15 protein-coding genes are annotated in these 20,740 nt (G+C 71.6%); all 15 read left to right on the plus strand.

Features of this window, described 5'->3' with window-relative positions; all coding sequences use genetic code 11:
- Positions 1 to 47: 47 nt before the first annotated feature.
- From ACPT94_RS16385 to ACPT94_RS16455, 15 genes are read left to right on the plus strand one after another with little or no spacing between them, the layout of a single operon-like run.
- On the plus strand, positions 48 to 1,364 hold the full coding sequence (locus ACPT94_RS16385) for a nucleotide sugar dehydrogenase (protein WP_425246144.1): 1,317 nt from the start codon (positions 48 to 50) through the stop codon (positions 1,362 to 1,364).
- Entirely contained in the window at positions 1,354 to 2,619 is a 1,266-nt protein-coding gene (locus ACPT94_RS16390) for a glycosyltransferase family 4 protein (RefSeq protein WP_425246145.1), read from the plus strand. Before ACPT94_RS16385 ends, ACPT94_RS16390 begins: the two co-directional genes overlap by 11 nt.
- Positions 2,616 to 3,983: a Wzz/FepE/Etk N-terminal domain-containing protein gene (locus ACPT94_RS16395; protein WP_360340588.1), complete on the plus strand. Its 1,368-nt coding sequence runs from the start codon at positions 2,616 to 2,618 to the stop codon at positions 3,981 to 3,983. Before ACPT94_RS16390 ends, ACPT94_RS16395 begins: the two co-directional genes overlap by 4 nt.
- Positions 3,980 to 5,509, plus strand: a complete 1,530-nt coding sequence (locus ACPT94_RS16400) for a Wzz/FepE/Etk N-terminal domain-containing protein (protein WP_360340585.1) — start codon at positions 3,980 to 3,982, stop codon at positions 5,507 to 5,509. Before ACPT94_RS16395 ends, ACPT94_RS16400 begins: the two co-directional genes overlap by 4 nt.
- Before the next feature lie 3 nt (positions 5,510 to 5,512).
- Positions 5,513 to 7,447 (plus strand): asparagine synthase (glutamine-hydrolyzing), encoded by a 1,935-nt coding sequence (gene asnB, locus ACPT94_RS16405; RefSeq protein ID WP_360340582.1) that lies wholly within the window; start codon positions 5,513 to 5,515, stop codon positions 7,445 to 7,447.
- Positions 7,448 to 7,463: 16 nt separating this feature from the next.
- Positions 7,464 to 9,656 (plus strand): bi-domain-containing oxidoreductase, encoded by a 2,193-nt coding sequence (locus ACPT94_RS16410; protein ID WP_360340579.1) that lies wholly within the window; start codon positions 7,464 to 7,466, stop codon positions 9,654 to 9,656.
- Positions 9,653 to 11,620, plus strand: a complete 1,968-nt coding sequence (locus tag ACPT94_RS16415; RefSeq protein ID WP_360340576.1) for a heparinase II/III family protein — start codon at positions 9,653 to 9,655, stop codon at positions 11,618 to 11,620. Before ACPT94_RS16410 ends, ACPT94_RS16415 begins: the two co-directional genes overlap by 4 nt.
- A 13-nt stretch (positions 11,621 to 11,633) precedes the next feature.
- Positions 11,634 to 13,166 carry a right-handed parallel beta-helix repeat-containing protein gene (locus ACPT94_RS16420; protein WP_360340573.1) on the plus strand — a complete coding sequence of 511 codons (1,533 nt, stop codon included), beginning with the start codon at positions 11,634 to 11,636 and terminating at the stop codon, positions 13,164 to 13,166.
- A 1-nt stretch (position 13,167) separates the two neighbouring features.
- The gene (locus ACPT94_RS16425; protein ID WP_360340570.1) at positions 13,168 to 14,490 is read left to right on the plus strand and encodes an O-antigen ligase family protein; all 1,323 of its coding nucleotides are present in this window, start codon (positions 13,168 to 13,170) and stop codon (positions 14,488 to 14,490) included.
- A gap of 2 nt (positions 14,491 to 14,492) precedes the next feature.
- Positions 14,493 to 15,704, plus strand: a complete 1,212-nt coding sequence (locus ACPT94_RS16430; RefSeq protein WP_425246146.1) for a glycosyltransferase — start codon at positions 14,493 to 14,495, stop codon at positions 15,702 to 15,704.
- On the plus strand, positions 15,701 to 16,990 hold the full coding sequence (locus tag ACPT94_RS16435; protein WP_360340564.1) for a class I SAM-dependent methyltransferase: 1,290 nt from the start codon (positions 15,701 to 15,703) through the stop codon (positions 16,988 to 16,990). The genes ACPT94_RS16430 and ACPT94_RS16435 overlap by 4 nt, the downstream gene beginning before the upstream one ends.
- On the plus strand, positions 16,987 to 17,781 hold the full coding sequence (locus ACPT94_RS16440) for a sugar phosphate nucleotidyltransferase (RefSeq protein ID WP_360340561.1): 795 nt from the start codon (positions 16,987 to 16,989) through the stop codon (positions 17,779 to 17,781). Before ACPT94_RS16435 ends, ACPT94_RS16440 begins: the two co-directional genes overlap by 4 nt.
- Positions 17,778 to 18,425 (plus strand): PIG-L deacetylase family protein, encoded by a 648-nt coding sequence (locus ACPT94_RS16445; RefSeq protein ID WP_360340558.1) that lies wholly within the window; start codon positions 17,778 to 17,780, stop codon positions 18,423 to 18,425. Before ACPT94_RS16440 ends, ACPT94_RS16445 begins: the two co-directional genes overlap by 4 nt.
- Positions 18,426 to 18,428: 3 nt before the next feature.
- Positions 18,429 to 19,454 (plus strand): NAD-dependent epimerase/dehydratase family protein, encoded by a 1,026-nt coding sequence (locus tag ACPT94_RS16450; RefSeq protein WP_360340555.1) that lies wholly within the window; start codon positions 18,429 to 18,431, stop codon positions 19,452 to 19,454.
- 32 nt (positions 19,455 to 19,486) lie between these two features.
- Positions 19,487 to 20,740: a DUF4910 domain-containing protein gene (locus ACPT94_RS16455; protein WP_360340683.1), complete on the plus strand. Its 1,254-nt coding sequence runs from the start codon at positions 19,487 to 19,489 to the stop codon at positions 20,738 to 20,740.

Raw genomic sequence — 20,740 nt, forward strand, 5'->3', positions numbered from 1 at the left:
GCACGGACCGCAGGCCGCAAGGGCCTGCCTGGGGGGAGGAACGGGTCATGAGAGTCAGCGTTTTCGGGCTCGGCTACGTGGGCTGCGTGTCGGCCGCGTGCCTGGCCAGCATGGGTCACGAGGTCATCGGGGTGGACGTCAACCAGGTGAAGGTCGACCTGGTCAACGACGGCAAGGCCCCGGTGGTCGAGGAGCGGATCGGCGAGCTCATCGCCGACGTCGTGCGGACCGGAGCCCTGCGCGCCACCGGCGACGTCCGCGAGGCGATCATGGACAGCGAGATCTCGCTGGTCTGTGTGGGCACGCCGTCGGAGCCCAACGGCAGCCTGTGCACCACGTACTTGGAGCGGGTCACGGAGGAGATCGGCGCCGCGCTGGCCGAGCGGGGCGGGCGGCACACCGTCGTGTTCCGCAGCACCATGCTCCCGGGCACCTGCCTGAACCTGCTGGTGCCGATCCTGGAGAAGAACCTCGGCGGCACGGTCGGGGTGGACGTCGGGGTCGCGGTCAACCCGGAGTTCCTGCGCGAGGGCACGAGCGTGCGGGACTTCTTCGACCCGCCCAAGACCGTCATCGGCGAGCTCGACCCGGCGAGCGGCGACGCGGTGATGGCGCTGTACGAGGGCCTGCCCGGCGAGGTGTTCCGGGTGCCGGTCCCGACGGCCGAGGCGATCAAGTACGCGGACAACGCGTTCCACGGACTGAAGATCGGCTTCGCGAACGAGCTGGGCGCGGTGTGCCAGGCGCTCGGGGTGGACTCGCACCAGGTGATGGACGTGTTCCTGGCCGACCGCAAGCTGAACATCAGTCCCGCCTACCTGCGGCCCGGCTTCGCCTTCGGTGGCTCCTGCCTGCCCAAGGACTTGCGGAGCCTGGTTCACGCGGCGCAGCGGGCCGACGTCTCGGTGCCCATTCTCTCCCACGTGCTGCCCTCCAACTCCGACCATCTGCAGCGCGCGGTGGAGCTGGTCGAGCGCACCGGCAAGCGCCGGGTGGGCCTGTTCGGGTTGTCGTTCAAACCCGGCACCGACGACCTCCGCGAGAGCCCGCTGGTCGAGCTGGCGGAAAGGCTCCACGGCAAGGGCTACGACCTGCGGATCCACGACGCCAACGTGAGCCTCTCCCGGCTGATCGGCGCGAACCGCGAGTACATCGAGACGCGGCTGCCGCACCTCGCGCAGTTGCTCGCGGACTCCGTCGACGAGGTCCTCGAGCACGCAGAGGTGTGCCTGGTCGGGACCAGGGATCCGGCCGTGCTGTCTGCGCTGCCGCATGGCGACGGCCCGGTGATCGTCGACCTCATCCGCCTTCCCGACGCCGAGGCGCGTCGGGCCGAACCGGGGTACGTGGGCCTTGCTTGGTAATGCAATCAGCGGTGACGGGCCGGGCCGGCGCGCACTGATCCTGGTGGAGAACCTGTCGGTGCCGTTCGACCGGCGGGTGTGGCAGGAGTGCACGACGCTGCGCGACGCGGGCTGGGAAGTCCACGTCATCTGTCCCCGGGGGGAGAAGCGGGACACGGAGCCGGAGGCGGTGATCGACGGGGTGCGGATCCACCGCTACCCGTTGCGCGCCGCCACCGGAGGCCCGGCCGGCTACCTGAAGGAGTACGGAACGGCGTTGTGGCACACGGCCCGGCTGGCCCGCAAGGTCGGCCCGGTCCACGTGGTCCACGCCTGCAACCCGCCCGACCTGCTGTTCCTGGCGGCCCGGTGGCTGAGGCGGCGCGGCGCGCGGTTCGTCTTCGACCAGCACGACCTGGTACCCGAGCTGTACCTCTCCCGGTTCGACCGCGGCAAGGACCTGCTCTACCGCGCCGTGTGCGCGCTGGAACGGCGGACCTACCGGGCCGCGGACATCGTGCTCGCCACGAACGAGAGCTACAAGGACGTCGCGGTGAGCCGTGGCGGCAAGCGGCCGCAGGACGTCTTCGTGGTGCGCAGCGCGCCCCAGATCGACCGGTTCCAACCGGTGCCGCCCGAGCCGGAGTTGAAGCGCGGCAAGCCTCATCTGCTGTGCTACCTCGGCGTCATGGGTCCGCAGGACGGCGTCGACTACGCCTTGCGCGCCCTCGCGAAACTGCGCGACGACTTCGGGCGGACCGACTGGCACGCGGTGTTCGTCGGCTCCGGCGACGCCTTCGACGCGATGGTGGAGCTGTCCCGGCGGCTCGGGCTCTCGGAGCAGGTGCAGTTCACCGGGCGCATTCCGGACGCCGACCTGGTGCGCTACCTGTCCACCGCGGACGTCTGCCTCTCCCCCGACCCGCGCAATCCGCTCAATGACGTCTCGACCATGAACAAGGTCCTGGAGTACATGGCGATGGGCCGGCCGATCGTCTCCTTCGACCTGAAGGAGGCGCGCGTCTCCGCCGGTGACGCCGCCGTCTACGCGCCCGCCGACGACGAGTCCCAGTTCGCCAAGCTCATCACGGTGTTGCTGGACGATCCGGAGAAGCGGGCCCGGATGGGCGAGATCGGCCAGGAGCGGATCAGCGGGCAGCTTTCCTGGCGGAACTCGCAGGCGTCGCTGCTCGCCGCCTACGCCGCCGCGTGCCGTGACCGCACTCCGGTGTCGGCGGGCGACCAGGTCCGCACAGGGAAGAGGCAGCGCAGTTGAGCGATGACACGATCCGCCTCGTCACGATCGGGCGGATACTCCGTCGGCGGTGGCGGCTTCTCACCCTCCTCACCGTGGTGGGCGCACTCGTCGGCTACGGCTCCTCGGTGGTGGTGTTCCCACCGCGTTACACGGCGTCGGCATCGGTACTGCTGCCGGGGCAGTGGGAGGAGCGCGAACTGCTGACTCAGGTGGAGATCGCGACCAGTTCGACGGTGCTCGACCGCGCGGCCGCCGCTCTCGACTGGTCCGGCGTCAGTGGCACCGAGCTGCGGGATCGAGTGGGCGCCAAGGCCGCCGACGGGAACATCATCACGATCACGGGTACGGCCGACACCCCGGAGCGCGCGCAGCAGCTCTCCGACCGGCTGGCCCAGCAGTTCGTGAAGTTCGCCGCGCGGATCGTGGGCGGCACCGACGCCGGAGCGGCCACGGAAGCCGAGGCGCTGCGGAAGAAGGTGGAGGAGACCAACCGCCGCATCACCGACTTGGCCAAGGCGGCCGATCCGGGGCAGACCGTGGAGAGCGTGCAGGCCCGCACCGCGCTCGAGAACCTGCGCACCTCGCTGGAGGAGGCCATGAAGAAGCTCGACGAGGCCGACCCGGCGACCGACAAGGCCGGCATGGTCGTCATGGGCCCGGCCGCCCGGCCGACCGGCGAGGCGCCGCCGACGAGGACGCAGCTCATCGTCGCCGGGGCGCTGCTGTTCTTCCTGCTCACGGTCATCGGCCATCTCGTCGCCGCACGGATGAATCGCCGACTGCGCACCGAACCGGAGATCGCCGCGGCGCTGGGCTCGACGCTCCTCGGAACCGTCGACGTGCCCGGTGAACGGCGCACGCACCGGCGAGAAGGCAGGGGCCCCCGAGCCTGGATCCGCCGACTCCTCGGCGTCGACACCCGGTGGGACCTACCGACCCCGCAGAAGTCAGGCGACGAGGCGGGCCGACGGATCCGCTACCGGCGGGTGTGCGCTCGCCTCCGGGACCGACTGCCGGGCGCCCGGCGGCTGTTGGTCGTCGTACCGGACGGCGACGAGATCGCCCGCCGGGCCGCAGGGCAGCTCGTCGCCGAGGCCAAGAGCGATCCGCTGCTGCGGGTGGTGGAGGTGTCGGTGGACCGGCCGACGGTGCCGGACCGCGACACCGAGTCCGGTGCCCTGGTCGTCCTCAGCTCGGGCAGCTGGACCGCGGAGGAGCTCGCCGGCATCGCCGAGGCGTGCGCGGAAGCCCGGCACGAGGTCGTCGGCGTCGTCGTCGCCGGCACGGTCCAGGCCCGGCCCACGCGGTCTGCCGCCCATCCTCCGGACGACGCCACTCTGGCGCTCGCGGTACGCGGCCATGCGACGGGAGGTTCAGCGTGACGACGAGCACGACTTCGGAGTCGTCGGCCGCCGTTCCGCTCCTCGACCTGCAGGCGCTGGTCGTGGCGGTGCGCAGACGCCGCCGCCTCTGGGGCGCCCTGGCCCTGCTGGGACTGCTGGCCGGCGCGGCGGTGGCGGTCCTGATGCCGCCGCCGCCGAGCGCGGTGACCAAGGTGCTGGTCGCGCACGAGGAGGACCAGCCGAACGACACCGGAACGCTGATCCGCACCGACGTCGCGCTGCTGCAGACCACGCGGGTCGCCGGCATGGCCCTGCGATCCCTCAAGTCCCCGGAGAAACCTGAGGACTTCATGCGGGACTACCGGGGTACCGGCCTGACCAACAACCTGCTGCAGATCGATGTGACCGGCGACAGCGACGCGGAAGCGGTGGCCCGGGCCAAGGCGTTGGCCGACGCGTTCGTCGCGGACCATGTGAGGCGGATGCGGGACGCCGCGGAGGACGAGGCCAAGGCCCTGCTCGACCAGCGTGACAGCATGCGGGAGGAGCTCGCCCAGGTCAACAAGGAGATCGGAGACCGATCTCCGGACAGCGACCCGGAAGCGTCGGCGAGCATCGAGTCGCTCTTCGCCCGCCGGGCCGAGCTCAACTCGCGCATCGCCGATTTCGACCAGCGTGCGGCGGAGGCGCGCACCGGCACGCCCAAGGTCATCGCCGGCACGCAGATCGTGGACGCACCGCGCGCGGTGCGGCACTCCCTGCCCAAGGCCGCTGCCACCGACGCCGCGATCGGGCTCGTCCTCGGGCTCGTCCTCGGACTCGCGCTGGCGGCGGTCGGCACGGTGGTGGCGGACCGCCCCGTGCTGCGCCGGGACATCGCGGCGAACCTGGGCGCCTCGGTCATCGCGGAGCTGCCCCGCGCGTCCTTGCGGCCGGGCAGGAGATGGCGGCGCCGCCGGACCCGGATGGCACGCGAACGCCTCACCACGACCCTCGCCCGCACCGTGCGCGGCTCCGCGGAACCGGTGTCGCTGCTGGAACTGGGCTGTGCGCGCAGCACGAGCGTGATCGCCCTGGACGTCGCCGGGGCACTGGCGGCGGAGGGACCAGTGGTCATCGTCGACGGTCTGCCCGGCCCGCAGCTCGCGGGCCGCCGCCCGAAGCCAGGTGACCCGACGGTGGTCAGCGGCGATCGTGCCGCGGCCGTGCCGCATCAGGATCGCCGGCTCGGCGTCGGCTCGGTGGCGCCCGGTACGGCGTGGACCGACCTTCGGTACCTCGGCACCGAGACCGTGCTCGTCGTACGGGCCGGACACGGCAGCGCCGCATGGCTGCACACCGTGGCGCGGCAGCTCGCGGACCAGCACATTCCGGTGATCGGTGTGGTGCTGATCGACCCCGATCCGCGTGACCGGACCGACGGCACGCTGTGGGACGGGCTGCACACCGCGCTGCGCGGCCGGAGCGAGCGGCCGGCCCGGCAGAGCGGGACGGGCCGGCGGCGGACGGAGCGGCTGGCGATGTGGGCCGCACGGGTCCCGGACAACGACCAGGAGGCTCGGTAGGACATGTGTGGCATCGCAGGCACGTACCGATGGCCGGACGGGAAGTCCGTGACCGACCGGCTCACCGACACCCTCGCCCACCGCGGTCCGGACGGGGCGGGCCGGTACAGCCACCCCGTCGGCGACGGCGAAGTGCACCTGGGGCACCGCCGGTTGGCCATCATCGACCTGTCCGAGACCGGCGCCCAGCCGATGGTCAAGGACGGCCTCGCCCTGACGTACAACGGCGAGCTGTACAACGCGCCCGAACTGCGGGCCGAGTTGGAGGCCGCGGGGGTGCGCTTCCGCGGTACCTCCGACACCGAGGTGCTGCTGGAGGCCTGGCGGCGCTGGGGCACGGACTGCCTGCCCCGGCTGCGCGGCATGTTCGCGTTGGGCGTCTTCGACGAGCGAACCGGTGACCTGGTGCTCGCCCGGGACCAGCTCGGCATCAAGCCGCTGTTCCTGCTCCGGCGCGGCGAGGGTGTGGTGTTCGCCTCCGAGCTCAAGGCGCTCGCCGCCGCCACCGGCGGGTCGCTGGAGGTGGACCACGCGGCGCTGGTGGCCTCGCTGCTGTACTACTGGGTGCCGGACTCACGGTGCGCGTTCCGCGAGGCGGAGAAGCTGCCGCCGGGGAGCTGGCTCAGGTGCCGGCCCGACGGCCGGGTGGAGCGCGGCCGGTTCTGGAACCTGAAGGACGTCGCCGCCGAGGGCCGGGAGCGGGCCCGCAGCGGCGAGCAGCCGGACCTTGCCGCCGTCGTCGAGGAGTCGACTCGGCAGCACCTGCTCTCCGACGTACCGGTGGCGACCTTCCTGTCCGGCGGGCTGGACTCCAGCTACCTGACCGCGCTGGCGGCCCGCGACCGACCCGGGATCTCCGCCTACACGATCGGGTTCCGCGCCGAGGACGCCAGGTTCGAGGCGATGCCGGACGACCTGCGCTATGCCCGGCAGGTGGCCGAGCGGTTCGGCGTCGACCTGCACGAGATCGAGATCGCTCCGAACGTGCTCGACCTGCTGCCGCGGATGACGTACCACCTGGACGAGCCGATCGGCGACCCCGCCGCGATCAACACGTTCCTGATCTGCTCGGCCGCCCGGGAGGCCGGGGTCAAGGTGATGCTCTCCGGGATGGGCGCCGACGAGTTGTTCGCCGGGTACCGCAAGCACCTGGCCAACCTGCTCGCGCTGCGCTACCAGCGCGTCCCCCGGCCCCTGCGGCGCGGGGTGTCCGCGGCCGTGGACCGGCTGCCGGTCGCGACGTCCCGCCGGGGATTCCGGTCGGTGCGCTTCGCGAAGCGGTTCCTCTCCTTCGCCGATCTGCCGGAGGAGACCGCGTTCCGGCGCAGCTACACCATGTACGACCAGGACGAGCTGCTCGCCCTGGTCGATCCGGACCTGGCCCAGGCGGTCGACGACGTGCTCACCGAGCACGCGGACGTCTACCAGGACAACGACCTCGACGACTTCGTCAACCGCATGTGCCTGGGCGACGCCCGGATGTTCCTGCCGGGCCTGAACCTCACGTACACGGACCGGTCGAGCATGGCCGCGTCGACCGAGGTGCGGGTGCCGTACGTGGACGTCGAGGTGGTCAAGGCGGCGTTCGCCGTGCCCGGTGATCGCAAGATCGTCGGTCGGCAGGGCAAGGCCGTCCTCAAGGAGGCGGCCACCTCGATCCTGCCCCGGGAGATCGTGTACCGGCCCAAGGGCCTGTTCAGCGCCCCGCTGCGCGCCTGGATGAGCCGGGATCTGGCACCGCTGGTGCGCGAGGTGGTCAACGACGGCGAGCTCGTCCGCTCCGGGTTCCTGCGCCGCGACGCGCTGGCGCGGATGGTCGCCGAGGACGCCGCCGGGCAGCAGGACTTCTCCAAGCATCTGTGGCACGTGCTGACCCTCGAGTACTGGTATCGCGACGCGACCTCCCGGTCCGGCCAGAACTCCCCCGTGACGGCGTAGAGACAAGAGGACTTCGGTGAAACAGGTCGTACAGAACTACAAGAGCGGCGAGCTGGCGGTGCTCGACGTGCCGGTGCCGGGGTGCAAGCCGGGCGGTGTGCTGGTTCGCAGCGCCTACTCGCTGATCTCCACCGGGACCGAGCTCATGAAGGTGTCCGAGGCCGGCATGTCGATGCTGGGCAAGGCCCGCTCCCGGCCGGACCAGGTGGCCAAGGTCATGCAGAGCGTGGCCACCAACGGAGTGCCCGCCACGTACCGCAAGGTGATGGGCAAGCTGGACTCCTACACGCCGCTGGGCTACTCGCTGTGCGGGGTGGTCGAGCAGGTCGGCGCCGGCATCGACGACGTGAAGGTCGGCGACCTCGTGGCCTGCGCCGGCAACGAGCACGCGTTGCACGCCGAGCTGAACTGGGTGCCGAAGAACCTCTACACCCCGGTGCCGGACGGCCTCGCGCCGCGGCACGCGGCCTTCGGCACCGTCGGGTCGATCGCACTGCAGGGCGTCCGCCAGGGCGAGTCACGGCTCGGCGAAGTGGCGCTGGTCATCGGCCTCGGGCTGATCGGGCAGCTGGTGGTGCAGCTCCTGGCCGCCTCGGGGGTCCGCGTCGTCGGCGCCGACCCCGACCCGGTGCGCTGCGAGCTCGCCGAGCGCCTGGGCGCCGCGGCCTGCGGCGATCCCGCCTCCGCGGCCGTGGAGACCGCCGTCGCCGAACTCACCGGCGGTCACGGCGTGGACCAGGTGTACCTGGCAGCCGGCGGCGGCAGCAACCAGCCCGTCGAGCTGGCCGCCCGGCTGTGCCGGGACCGCGGCCGGGTCGTCGACATCGGCAAGTGCCGCCTGGACCTGCCATGGAACGCGTACTACGAGAAGGAGCTCGACGTCCGGTTCTCCCGCAGTTACGGCCCCGGGCGCTACGACCCGGAGTACGAGCTCGAAGGGCGCGACTACCCGATCGGCTACGTGCGCTGGACCGAGCGCCGCAACCTGGCGTGCTTCCTCGACCTCGTCGCCCGCGGCAGCGTCGACGTGGAGCCCCTGATCTCCCACGTCGCCGACTTCGACGACGCCGTCGAGACGTACCAGCGTCTGAAGGACGGCGAACTGAAGGCCGTGGCCGTGCTGTTCCGGTACCCCGAACTCGCGGGGGAAGCGGAGGAAGCGGGGGCCCCGACGGTGGCCGTGCCCGCGGTGAAGCGACGCGGCGGCAAAGTGTCCACCCCGGCCCGGGCCGCCAAGGCACCGGTGCGCCTCGCCTTCGTCGGCGCGGGCAACTACGCCACGTCGATGCTGCTGCCGCACCTGGCACAGCGCGACGGCGTCGAGTTGTCGACCGTCGTCACCACGACGGCGCTGTCCGCGGCCAACGCGCAGCGGAAGTTCGGCTTCGCCGAGGCGACCACCGATCTCGACGCCGTGCTCGGCGACAAGTCCATCGACGCGGTGTTCGTCGTCACCCGGCACAGCTCGCACGCCGAACTGACCCGGAAGGCGCTGCTCGCCGGCAAGACCGTGTTCGTGGAGAAGCCGCTGGCGCTCACCCAGGACGAGCTGGCCGGCGTGCTCGCGGCGGTGGAGGAATCCGGCAACGACCGGCTGCAGGTGGGCTTCAACCGCCGGTTCGCGCCGCTGCTGCGGGAGGCCAGGCAGCGGTTCGGCGCCCGGACCGGCCCGGCGAACCTGCGCTACCTGGTCAACGCGGGCCGACTGCAGCACGGCAGCTGGTACCTCCAACAGGGCACCGAGGGCTCGCGGTTCGCCGGCGAGGGCGGGCACTTCATCGACACGGCGAGCTGGCTGCTCGATGCCGACCCGGTCTCGGTGTACGCGGTCGCCACGTCCGGCAACGAGGACCTGCAGGTCGTGCTGCGGTACCCGGACGGGTCCACCGCCACCATCAGCTACGTCACCACCGGCCCGGCCGGCTTCCCCAAGGAGACGCTGGACCTGGTCGCGGACGGCCGCGCGCTGCGGCTCGACGACTTCGTCCGTGCCTCGGTCTACGGCCCCAAGAAGTGGGTCAGTTCGCGGCTGCCCAAGGCCCGGGACAAGGGCCAGAACGCCGAACTGGCCGCGTTCGTCAAGGCAGTTCGGACCGGCGGGCCGATGCCGGTGCCGCTGGAGTCGCTGGTCGCCACGACCGCGGCCACCCTCGCCGTGCAGACCGGCCTGGCCGGCGGTGCGCCGGTGACGTTGGCGGGGGCGCGATGACGATGAGCGCGGGCTGGTACCTGCGGCGGCTGTCCCGGATGGGACCGCAGGAGGTCGCGGGCCGGGTGGGTGACGCGGTGCGCAGGCGGCGATGGCGGTCGGCGCGGCCCGACTGCCCGAGCGTGACCGGCGCCCGGTTCACCGCGGTCCTGCCCGCCGGGACGATCGCCGCCATCCCTCCCGACGCCGCGAAACGCCTCATCGCCGAGGCGGACCGGCTGATGTACGGGCACGCCGAGTTCTTCGGGGTGGTCCGCGACGACCTGGACGACCCGGACTGGTGGTGCGACCCGAAGACCGGGCGCCGGGCACCGTGGGGCTACGCATTCGACGTGCCGTACCGGAACGAGGACGCGGTCGGGGACATCAAGCAGATCTGGGAGCTGTCCCGGCACCAGTACCTGACCGTGCTCGCCGCCGCCTACGCGATCACCGGGAACGAGCGGTACGCCGAGCGGGTGGCCGAGCACCTGCGGTCGTGGTGGGCGGCCAACCCACCGCTGCGCGGCGTCCATTGGATCAGCGGCATCGAGCTGGGGATCCGGCTGCTGTCCTGGGTGTGGATCCGCCGGCTGCTCGACGGCTGGCCGGGCGCGGCCGCTCTGTTCGAGGACAACCCGGTGGCGCTGAAGCAGATCTGGCACCACCAGCGCTGGCTGGCCGCCTTCCCCAGCCGGGGGTCGTCGGCGAACAACCACGTCATCGCCGAGGCCGCCGGGCAGTTCGCCGCGGCCTGCGCGTTCGGGTGGTTCCCCTCCTCGGCGCGTTGGCGAACCGACGCGCTGCGGTCGCTGGAGCGGCATCTGCGCGGCAACACCTTCGCCTCCGGCCTCAACCGCGAGCTGGCCACCGAGTACCACGGACTGGTGCTGGAGCTGGGCCTGGCCGCGGTGGCCGAGGCGGATGCCGCAGGCGTGCCGGTCCCCGCGTCGATCCGGCTGGTGCTGCTGCGGATGACCGACGCGCTCGCGGCCGTCGTGGACAGCCGGCTGCGGCCACCGCGCCAGGGGGACGCGGACGACGGGCACGGTCTGGTCGTGGACGGTGCGGGCACCGACCGCTGGGGCTCACTGCTGGCCACCGGGGACGCCGTCTTCGGCCGGCTCGCCTGGTGGCCGACGGTGACCGGCACCGATGTGCGCACCCCGCTGCTGGCCGCGCTCATCCGGCCGTACGCGAAGGACAGCACCGCACCGGCCGTGACCCGCCCGGCAGACCGGCCGTCCCACTTCGCCGACGCGGGGCTCACCATCCTGCGCGGCCCGGGCGGGATCTGGTGCCGCTGCGACGGTGGTCCGCACGGCTTCCTGTCCATCGCCGCGCACGCCCACGCGGACGCGTTGTCCGTGGAGGTCCGGCACGACGGGGTCGACGTGCTCGCCGACCCGGGGACGTACTGCTACCACGGGCAGCCCGCGTGGCGGCAGTACTTCCGGTCGACGCTCGGCCACAACACTCTGCGACTGGACGGCGGTGACCAGTCCGTCTCCGGCGGCCCGTTCCTGTGGACCCGGCATGCCCGCAGCCGCGTTCTGGCCGTGGACACCTCCGGCACCTCTGAAGGGGGGACGGCCCGCTGGTGCGCCGAACACGACGGTTACCAGCCCTCCGTGCACCGCCGCCGGGTGGAGCTGACGGCCGCGAGCCGGGAGCTCAGGGTGGTCGACGAGGTGCGCGGCCCGAGCCGGGCCGTGCAGCTGGCGTTCCACCTCGGCCCGGCGATCACCGCGGACCTGGTGGGCAACCGGGCAGTGCTCACCTGGACCCGGGACGGCGAGGGGCGCTCCGCGGTGCTCGACCTGCCCGGGCAGCTGAGCTGGCGGGCGCATCGCGGCGAGACCGACCCGCCGCTGGGCTGGTACTCCCCCGGTTTCGGGCGCAGGGAACCCACCACCACGCTGGTCGGCACCGGCGTCGCCGACGGCCCGGAGGGCTTCACCACCGTGCTCAGGTTCCGCGGCTAGGGGGGAGGGACGCGTGGGGATCAAGTGGCGGCACCGGGTGTTGCCGGCGGTACCGCTGACGCTGGCCGTGCTGGCAGCGACCGGCTGCACCAGCACGCCGGACACACAGGCGAAGCCGACCCCTTCGCCATCCAAGTCCGGGGCCCGAGCAGTGGCCCGGATGTGCGCGCAGCCCGCGGCCGGGCCGGCGAAGGCGCCGGCGGGCGCGGTGACGGTCGACCCCGCAGTGGTCGGTGATCTGGCAGCGAAAACCGAGAGCAACCCCCCGAACACCACGTTCTGGCTTCGACCGGGCAAGCACAGGCTCGACCCGGAACGCTATGCCCAGGTCGTCCCCAAGGAGGGGAACCGCTACCTCGGCGCGCCGGGCGCGGTGCTCGACGGCCGCAAGACCAACCAGTACGCGTTCGGCGGCACCGCCCGCGACGTCACCATCCGCTACCTGACCGTGCAGCGTTTCGTCGCACCGCACGACGAGGGTGTGGTCAATCACGACATGGCCGACGGGTGGGTGATCGAGCACTCGACGATCCAGTACAACTCCGGCGCCGGGATGATGGCCGGTGCCCGCCAGCGGGTCCGCGCCAACTGCCTGCGCGACAACGGGCAGTACGGAGTGAACGCGTACAAGACCGGCAACTCCATCCGTGGCCTGGTGGTCGAGGGCAACGAGATCGTGGGCAACAACACCGACGACTGGGAGAGGCGCAAGCCGGACTGCGGCTGCACCGGAGGCGTCAAGTTCTGGGCCGTCGACGGCGCCGACGTACGCGGCAACTGGGTGCACGACAACCGCGGAGCCGGGCTGTGGGCGGACACCAACAACAACGACTTCCGCATCGAGAACAACGTGATCGAGGCCAATGACGGTGCCGCGCTGATCTACGAGATCAGCTACAACGCGGTCATCCGGGGCAACACGATCCGGCGGAACAACTGGGTCGAGGGCCGCGAGTCCGCCGACCGCGGCGACGACTTCCCGTTCGCGACCGTCTACCTGTCCGAGGCCGGCGGCGAACCGCGGGTCCGGGCCCGCACGGACAAGATCGAGGTCTACCGGAACGTGCTGGAGAACAACTGGAACGGGATCACCCTGTGGGAGAACGCCGACCGGTTCTGCAACAGCCCGGCCAACACCTCGTCCGGTGACTGCACGTTGCTGGTGAAGGACAAGGACCGCTGCGCGAGCCCGACGATCGCCGAGCCACCGCTCTACGCCGACTGCCGGTGGAAGACCCAGCGGGTGGACATCCACGACAACCGCTTCGTACTGGACAAGTCCGTCGTCAAGTGCACGGCGAAGTGCGACCGCATGGCGGTGCTTTCCAACTACGGCACCTATCCGGACTGGTCGCCGTACAAGGGTCAGCGGGTGGCCGAGGCGATCACCCTCAGGCAGGACAACCGCTGGCACGACAACGTCTACCTCGGGCCGTGGACCTTCGTCGTCCACGACCCGAGCCAGGTGCTCGGCGTCAGGAAGTGGCAGGGCGCGCCGTACCGGCAGGACGCGGGCAGCACCTTCCGCGCGCGGGCCGGTGGTTGACATGGACGGAAACCTGCGGCGCGGTGGGCTGCCGGACACACTGGACACGGCGGGCACGGCGGGCACGGCGGGCACGCGGCCGAGCGGCGCACCGCGCCCGGCCGGCACGCCGAAGACCGTCGGGATCGTCTGGGCGTTGCTGGGCCTCAACACGCTCGGCTCCGCCGGGGCGAAGACCATCGTCACGCTGCCCCGCTCCCTCATCCAGATGGTCACCATGGGCGCGCTGGTCGCCGCGTTCACGCTGGCGCTCGCGGTCAATCTCCGGCTGCGCATCCGGCCGAGCGCCTTCGTGTTCCTGCTCAGCCTGCTGCTGGTGCCGAGCGTGATCTCCAGCGCGGACCTGGAGTCCGGGTTCGGCGCGCTGTTCCGCTGCGCCCGGCTGTCCGTCTTCGTCGGCACGCTGTGGCTGGTCAGCCGCTGGTGGGACGGCAGCGAGACGTTCGTCCGGTACCACATCCGGATGTACTTCGCGGCGCTCGGGACGGCGGCCGCCGGCCTGGTCATCTCGCCGGGCGCGGCCATGCCCGAGCTGTACGGCGGACGCCTGGTCGGCGCGTTGTGGCCGCTCACCCCGCCGCAGATCGGACAGTACGCCGCGGTGATCATCGGGCTCACCGTGCTGCTCGTACTGGGCCGCCGGACCGACAGGGCGAGCGCGGCGGTGATCATCGTGCCGTCACTCGTCCTGCTCGCGATGACCCACACGCGGACGGCCACGGTGGGCCTGCTCATCGGGCTGGTGCTGGCGATCGGCTCGCTCGTCCTGACCAGCGCCGCGGCCCGCCGGTTCTTCACCTGGACGGTGCTGGTCGCCACAGTGGCCGCGGTGGGATTCGCCTCCGCGCTGCGGACGTGGTTCCTGCGCGGACAGAGCAAGGAGAACTTCTCCAGCCTCACCGGTCGGGCCAAGGTCTGGGACGCCCTGCTCGCAGCCCCCCGGACCACCACGGAGCAGCTGTTCGGCACGGGCCTGGGCGACAAGTCGTTCGGCGGGCTGCCGATCGACAACAGCTGGCTGGCCGTTTACAACGAGCAGGGTCTGATCGGCGTCACCCTCGTGGCGGCCGTCATCCTCGTGCTCGGCGGCGTCGCGCTGCTGCGGCCGCCGTCGCTGGCGAGGGCCTGCGCGATCTTCCTGATCAGCTACGTCGCGATCTCGTCGTACACCGAGGCCGGCCTCGGCGACGCCTCGCCGTATCTGCTGCATCTGGCCCTGGCCGCCTCGCTGCTCGCGGCCCCTGCCGCGGACACGCCCCTGCCGGCGCCCCCGGTTCCCCGACGACGGATCGCGCGCTGGGCCCAGAATCGGAAGGTGAGCTGACCATGCACGTCCTCGTGGTGCACAACCGATACTCATCGGCGCAGCCGAGTGGGGAGAACAGGGTCGTCGACGAGGAAGTGGGGCTGCTGCGCGCGGCCGGCCACCGGGTCGACGTGTTCGAACGGCGCAGTGACGACATCGCCACCCGGTCTCTCCTGGCCAAGGCCGCAGTGCCGCTGCTCGTGCCGTGGAATCCGGCGGTCCGCGCGGAGCTCACCGCCCGGCTCCGCGCCGAGCCGCCGGACGTGGTGCACATCCACAACGTCTTCCCGCTCCTGTCGCCCGCGGTCCTTGCCGCCTGCGCCGACGCGGGCGTGCCCGCCGTCGCCACGCTGCACAACTACACCCAGATCTGCCCGCCCGGCACGCTGCAGCGGGACGGCCGGCTGTGCACCAAGTGCGTCGGGGCGGCGGCGCCGTTGCCCGCCGTCCGGCACGGCTGCTACCGGGACTCCCGCCTCGCGACGGTGCCGCTCGCGGTCAACCTGTCGGTCAACCGGCGGCGGTGGTGGTCCGGCGTGGAGCGGTTCTTCTGCATCTCCGCGGCGCAGCGCGACATCCTGGTGCGGTCCGGCATGCCGGCCGAGCGGCTGACGGTGAAGCACAACTTCGTGCCCGATCCGGGCGCCTGCCGAGCGGGCGCCGGCGAGCAGCTCCTCTTTCTCGGCCGGCTCGCGGAGGCCAAGGGTGTGCGCGTGCTGATGGCCGCGTGGGACGAGATCGCGGCGAGCGGCGGTGTGGGCGTGCCGCTCGTGCTCGCCGGCGCGGGGCCGCTGGAGCGCGAGGTGACCGCCTGGGCGGCGGGCCGGGACGACGTGTCGTACGTCGGCCTGCTCGACCCGGCCCAGTGCCGGGAGGCCGTCGCGCGATCGGTCGCCGTCGTGGCTCCCTCGCTGTCCCTGGAGACGTTCGGCCTGGTGGTCGCGGAGGCGATGGCGGCGGGGGTCCCGGCCGTCGCCGCCGGCCACGGCGGCTTCGTCGAACTCGTCGAGGACGGCGTGACCGGGCTGCTGCACCAGCCGGGCGAGTCGGCCTCGCTCGCGTCCTGCATACGCCGGATCGCGGCCGAGCCGGACCTGGGCCGGGAGATGGGCCAGGCGGCCCGGCGCCGTTACGAGCAGCGCTTCAGCCCGGCCGTCGGGCTTGAGCGCCTGATGGAGGAGTACCGCACCGCGATCGCGGGTCGGACGGAAACAATGGGGGGCAGTACATGACACGATGCCGACTCTGCGGCTCGGCGGCGCTGGCGAGCGTCGTCGATCTCGGGGCGACGCCACCGTGCGAGAGCTTTCTCGCCGCGGATCAACTGGACAAGCCGGAACCGGCGTTCCCGCTGCATCTGCGGGTCTGCACCGACTGCTGGCTGGCGCAGATCCCGCCGCTGATCACGCCGGAGGAGACGTTCAAGGAGTACGCGTACTTCTCCTCGTACTCGACCTCCTGGGTGGAGCACGCGCGCACGTTCGTCGCCGACGCCGTCCAGCGGGTGGGTCTCGGCGCCGACGCCTTCGTGGTCGAGGTCGCGAGCAACGACGGGTACCTGCTGAGGCATGTGGTGGACCGGGGGATCCGCTGCCTCGGCATCGAGCCGTCGGTGAACGTCGGCGCCGCGGCGCGGGAGGCGGGAGTGCCCACGCTCACAGAGTTCCTGAGCCCGGACACCGGCTCGGCCGTGCGCGCCGAACACGGTCCGGCGGACCTGGTCGTGGCCAACAACGTGTACGCGCACATCCCTGACGTCGTCGGGTTCACCCAGGGGCTGCGTGCCCTGGTCGCCGACGACGGCTGGGTCTCCATCGAGGTGCAGCACCTGCTGACCCTGATCGAGGAGAACCAGTACGACACGATCTACCACGAGCACTTCCAGTACTACACGGTCGCGTCCGCGATCCGGGCCCTGGCGAGCGGCGGACTGGCGCTCGTGGACGTCGAGTTGCTGCCCACGCACGGCGGCTCCATCCGGCTGTGGGCCCGGCCCGCCGAGGTGGCGGGCGAGCCGACGATAGGGGTATCCCCTGCTCGAGCGGAGCCGAGAGCTTGGGGAAGGGTGGCCGACGTGCTGGCCCGGGAGAAGGCCGCCGGGCTGCAGGAGCTGTCCGGGTACACCGAGTTCTCCGCGCGGGTGGCCAAGGTGCGCCGGGACCTGCTCAAGTTCCTCATCGAGGCGGCCGAGCGCGGCGAGACGGTGGTCGGCTACGGCGCCCCGGGCAAGGGCAACACGCTGCTCAACCACTGCGGCATCCGGCCCGACCTGCTCGCGTACACGGTCGACCGCAACCCCTACAAGCACGGCAGGTTCACCCCGGGCACCCGCATCCCGATCCTGCCGCCCGAGCAGATAGCCGCCGACAAGCCGGACTACGTGCTCGTCCTTCCGTGGAACCTGCGGGCCGAGCTGGTCGAGCAGCTGTCCTTCGTGCACGACTGGGGCGGCCGGCTGGTCTTCCCCATCCCGGAACTGAGCATCGTCGAGGTCGCGTCTCGAAAGGTCACAGCATGAAGGTCGTTCTGTTCTGCGGCGGTTACGGGATGCGGATGCGCAACGGAACCTCCGACGACGTGCCCAAGCCGATGGCAATGGTCGGCCCGCGCCCGCTGATCTGGCACGTCATGCGCTACTACGCGCACTTCGGGCACACCGAGTTCATCCTGTGCCTCGGCTACGGCGCCCACCACATCAAGGACTTCTTCCTCAACTACGAGGAGACGACGTCCAACGACTTCGTGCTGCGCGGCGGACGGACCGAGCTGCTGTCCACCGACATCTCCGACTGGACGATCACGTTCGCGCAGACCGGCATCGAGTCACCGATCGGAGAGCGACTGCGCCGCGTACGGCACCACCTGGACGGCGACGAGATGTTCCTCGCCAACTACGCCGACGTCCTCACCGACGCCCCGCTGCCGGAGATGATCGACCGGTTCGCGCGGCGCGACGCGGGTGCGTCGATGATGGTGGTGCCGCCGCAGTCGTCGTTCCACTGCGTGGAGTTGGGCGAGGACGGCCTGGTGGGCGGCATCACCGCGGTGAGCGAACTGCCGCTGTGGGAGAACGGCGGCTACTTCGTGCTCCGCCAGGAGGTCTTCGACCACATACCGGAGGGCGGGGACCTGGTCGCCGACGGATGCGCCCAACTGGCCAAGCAGGGCCGCCTGGTGGCGCACCAGCACCGCGGTTTCTGGAAGCCGACCGACACCGTGAAGGAGCGGGCCGCGCTCGACGCCGCCTACGCCCGGGGTGACCGTCCGTGGGCCGTGTGGGAGCGGGACAACGCCGGGATGACCGCGTGATCCGGCTCGGGGCCGGGCCCCTGGACCAGATCGTCGCGGTGGGCGCGCACTGCGACGACATCGCCATCGGCGCCGGCGGCACACTGCTGACGCTGTGCCGTGCGCGGCCCGGCATCCGCGTCGACGCGCTGGTGCTCTCCGGCGGCGGGAGCGAGCGGGAGCAGGAGGAGCAGGCCGCGCTCGCCGCCTTCTGCCCGGGCGCCGACCTGCGGCTGACCGTGCACAAGCTGCCGGACGGCCGGCTGCCCGTGCACTGGGACGAGGCCAAGGCCGCGGTCGAGGAACTGCGCGGGCAGACCGACCCGGACCTGATCCTGGCCCCGCGCACCGATGACGCGCACCAGGATCACCGCGGCCTGGCGCAGCTGATACCCACCGCCTTCCGCGACCACCTCGTGCTCGGCTACGAGATCGTCAAGTGGGACGGCGATCTCGGTCGTATGGCGGCGTACCAGCCGCTGTCGACGGAGATCGCAGAAGAGAAGGTGCGGCTGCTGCAGGAGCACTACCCCTCGCAGCGGCACCGGCCCTGGTACGACCGGGAGGCCTTCCTCGGTCTTGCGCGGATCCGCGGCATCGAATGCCACGAGCGATACGCCGAGGCGTTCGCCGTCACCAAACTCACGCTCAACCTGGGGGGTTGAACCATGCGCGTACTGCTGACCGGACACCAGGGATACCTGGGCACCGTGATGGCCCCGGTCCTCACGGCCGCCGGGCACGAGGTCGTCGGTCTCGACGCCGGCCTGTTCGCCGACTGTGTCCTCGGCCCGACGCCCGCGGACCCGCCGGGGCATCGGGTGGACCTGCGCGACATCACGGCCGAACACGTGGCCGGGGTGGACGCCGTGATCCACCTGGCCGCGCTCTCCAACGACCCGCTGGGATCGCTGGCGCCGGAGCTCACCTACGACATCAACCACCACGCGTCCGTACGCCTTGCCCGGCTGGCCCGCGACGCCGGGGTGCGGCGCTTCCTGTACGCGTCGACCTGCTCGGTGTACGGCGCCGCCGGCGGCGAGGACCTGGTGGGCGAGGACGCCCCGCTGCGCCCGGTGACGCCGTACGCGGAGTCCAAGGTGCGGGTGGAGGACGACCTGCACGAGCTGGCCGACGGCGACTTCACCCCGGTGTTCATGCGCAACGCCACCGCCTTCGGCTACTCGCCCCGGCTGCGCGCCGACATCGTGCTGAACAACCTGGTCGGCCACGCGCTGCTGTCCGGCGAGGTGCTGGTGATGTCCGACGGCACCCCCTGGCGCCCGCTGGTGCACGCCGCCGACATCGCACGGGCCTTCACGGCCGCGCTGACCGCGCCGCGCGAGGCGGTGCACGACCGGGCGTTCAACATCGGCAGCGAGATCAACAACGTCACGGTCGCCGAGATCGCAGAGCAGGTCGCCGAGGCGGTGCCCGGCTCCAAGGTGGTGATCACCGGGGAGACGGGTGCCGACCCGCGCTCCTACCGGGTGGACTTCTCCCGGTTCCGCGCCGCCGTCCCCGGCTTCGACTGCGAGTGGACGGTGAAGCGCGGCGCGCTCGAACTCGCCGACGCCTACCGCGCACACGGGCTGACCCAGGAGGCCTTCCAGCAGCGCTTCACCCGCCTCGCTGTGCTGCGCGCGGCCTCCGACGCCGGCGCCGTCGACGACACCCTGCGGTGGCGCCGGTGACCACGCATGTAGAAAGAGGTGCCGGCGAGGAGATGTACGCCCTGGTGGAGCGGCTGTACCCGCTCTGCCGGAGCATCACCGGCGACGGTGTGCGCGCCACCCTGGACATCGTCGGCGAGTACCTCCCGCTGCAGGTGCACGAGGTGCCGACCGGGACCCAGGTGCTGGACTGGACGGTGCCGCAGGAGTGGAACATCCGGGACGCCTACATCGCCGACCCGGACGGCAACCGGGTCGTCGACTTCGCCGCGTCCAACCTGCACGTGCTCGGCTACAGCGTGCCGGTGGCGGCGACCATGCCGCTGACCGAGCTGCGCGAACACCTGCACACCCTGCCGGACCACCCGTCCTGGGTGCCGTACCGCACCAGTTACTACAAGCCGGACTGGGGGTTCTGCCTGGCCCAGGAGACCCTGGACGCCATGCCGGACGGCGACTACGAGGTCCGCATCGACTCCACCCTGGCGGACGGCCACCTCACCTACGCCGAGCACGTCGTCCCAGGGCAGGTCCCCGACGAGGTCATCGTCTCCTGCCACGTCTGCCACCCCTCGCTGGCCAACGACAACATGGCCGGCGTGGCGGTGGCGACGTTCCTGGCCCGGGAGCTGGCGCAGCAGACGCCGTACTACACCTACCGGTTCATCTTCGCGCCCGGCACCATCGGCGCGATCACCTGGCTGGCGCGCAACGCGGAAAGGGTGGAGCGGGTCAAGCACGGCCTTGTGCTGGCCTGCGCCGGCGACCCCGGCTCGTTGACGTACAAGCAGAGCAGGCGCGGCGACGCGGAGATCGACCGGGTGATGCGGCACGTGCTGGCCGTCTCCGAACGCCCGCACCGTGTCACCGAGTTCACTCCGTACGGCTACGACGAGCGGCAGTACTGCTCGCCCGGGTTCGACCTCGGCGTGGGCTCGCTCACCCGCACTCCGTACGCGGGCTATCCCGAGTACCACACGTCGGCGGACAACCTGGATTTCGTCTCCCCGGAGGCGATGGCGGACACCCTCGCGGTCTGCCGCGAGGCGTTCGCCGTCCTGGACCGCAACCGGCGGTACCTCAACCTCAGCCCCTACGGCGAACCACAGCTGGGCCGGCGCGGGTTGTACGACGCGCTCGGTGGCCGCAGCGACACCAAGCAGGCCCAGATGGCCATGCTCTGGGTGCTCAATCTCTCCGACGGCGAGCACAGTCTGCTGGATGTCGCCGAGCGGTCCGGGCTGCCGTTCGACACCGTCGCCGCCGCTGCCGACGCCCTGCACGGCGCCGGGCTGATCAAAGCGTGA

This window comes from Streptomyces aurantiaciflavus, from assembly GCF_049808595.1.
Classification (GTDB): domain Bacteria; phylum Actinomycetota; class Actinomycetes; order Streptomycetales; family Streptomycetaceae; genus Streptomyces.

What these genes read in the sequence shown, in the direction of transcription:
- ACPT94_RS16385 (WP_425246144.1), top strand. Translation starts at nt 48, where the DNA reads ATGAGAGTCAGCGTTTTCGGGCTCGGCTACGTGGGCTGCGTGTCGGCC.
- ACPT94_RS16440 (WP_360340561.1), top strand. Translation starts at nt 16,987, where the DNA reads ATGAAGGTCGTTCTGTTCTGCGGCGGTTACGGGATGCGGATGCGCAAC.
- ACPT94_RS16435 (WP_360340564.1), top strand. Translation starts at nt 15,701, where the DNA reads ATGACACGATGCCGACTCTGCGGCTCGGCGGCGCTGGCGAGCGTCGTC.
- ACPT94_RS16430 (WP_425246146.1), top strand. Translation starts at nt 14,493, where the DNA reads ATGCACGTCCTCGTGGTGCACAACCGATACTCATCGGCGCAGCCGAGT.
- asnB (WP_360340582.1), top strand. Translation starts at nt 5,513, where the DNA reads ATGTGTGGCATCGCAGGCACGTACCGATGGCCGGACGGGAAGTCCGTG.
- ACPT94_RS16425 (WP_360340570.1), top strand. Translation starts at nt 13,168, where the DNA reads ATGGACGGAAACCTGCGGCGCGGTGGGCTGCCGGACACACTGGACACG.
- ACPT94_RS16415 (WP_360340576.1), top strand. Translation starts at nt 9,653, where the DNA reads ATGACGATGAGCGCGGGCTGGTACCTGCGGCGGCTGTCCCGGATGGGA.
- ACPT94_RS16450 (WP_360340555.1), top strand. Translation starts at nt 18,429, where the DNA reads ATGCGCGTACTGCTGACCGGACACCAGGGATACCTGGGCACCGTGATG.
- ACPT94_RS16455 (WP_360340683.1), top strand. Translation starts at nt 19,487, where the DNA reads ATGTACGCCCTGGTGGAGCGGCTGTACCCGCTCTGCCGGAGCATCACC.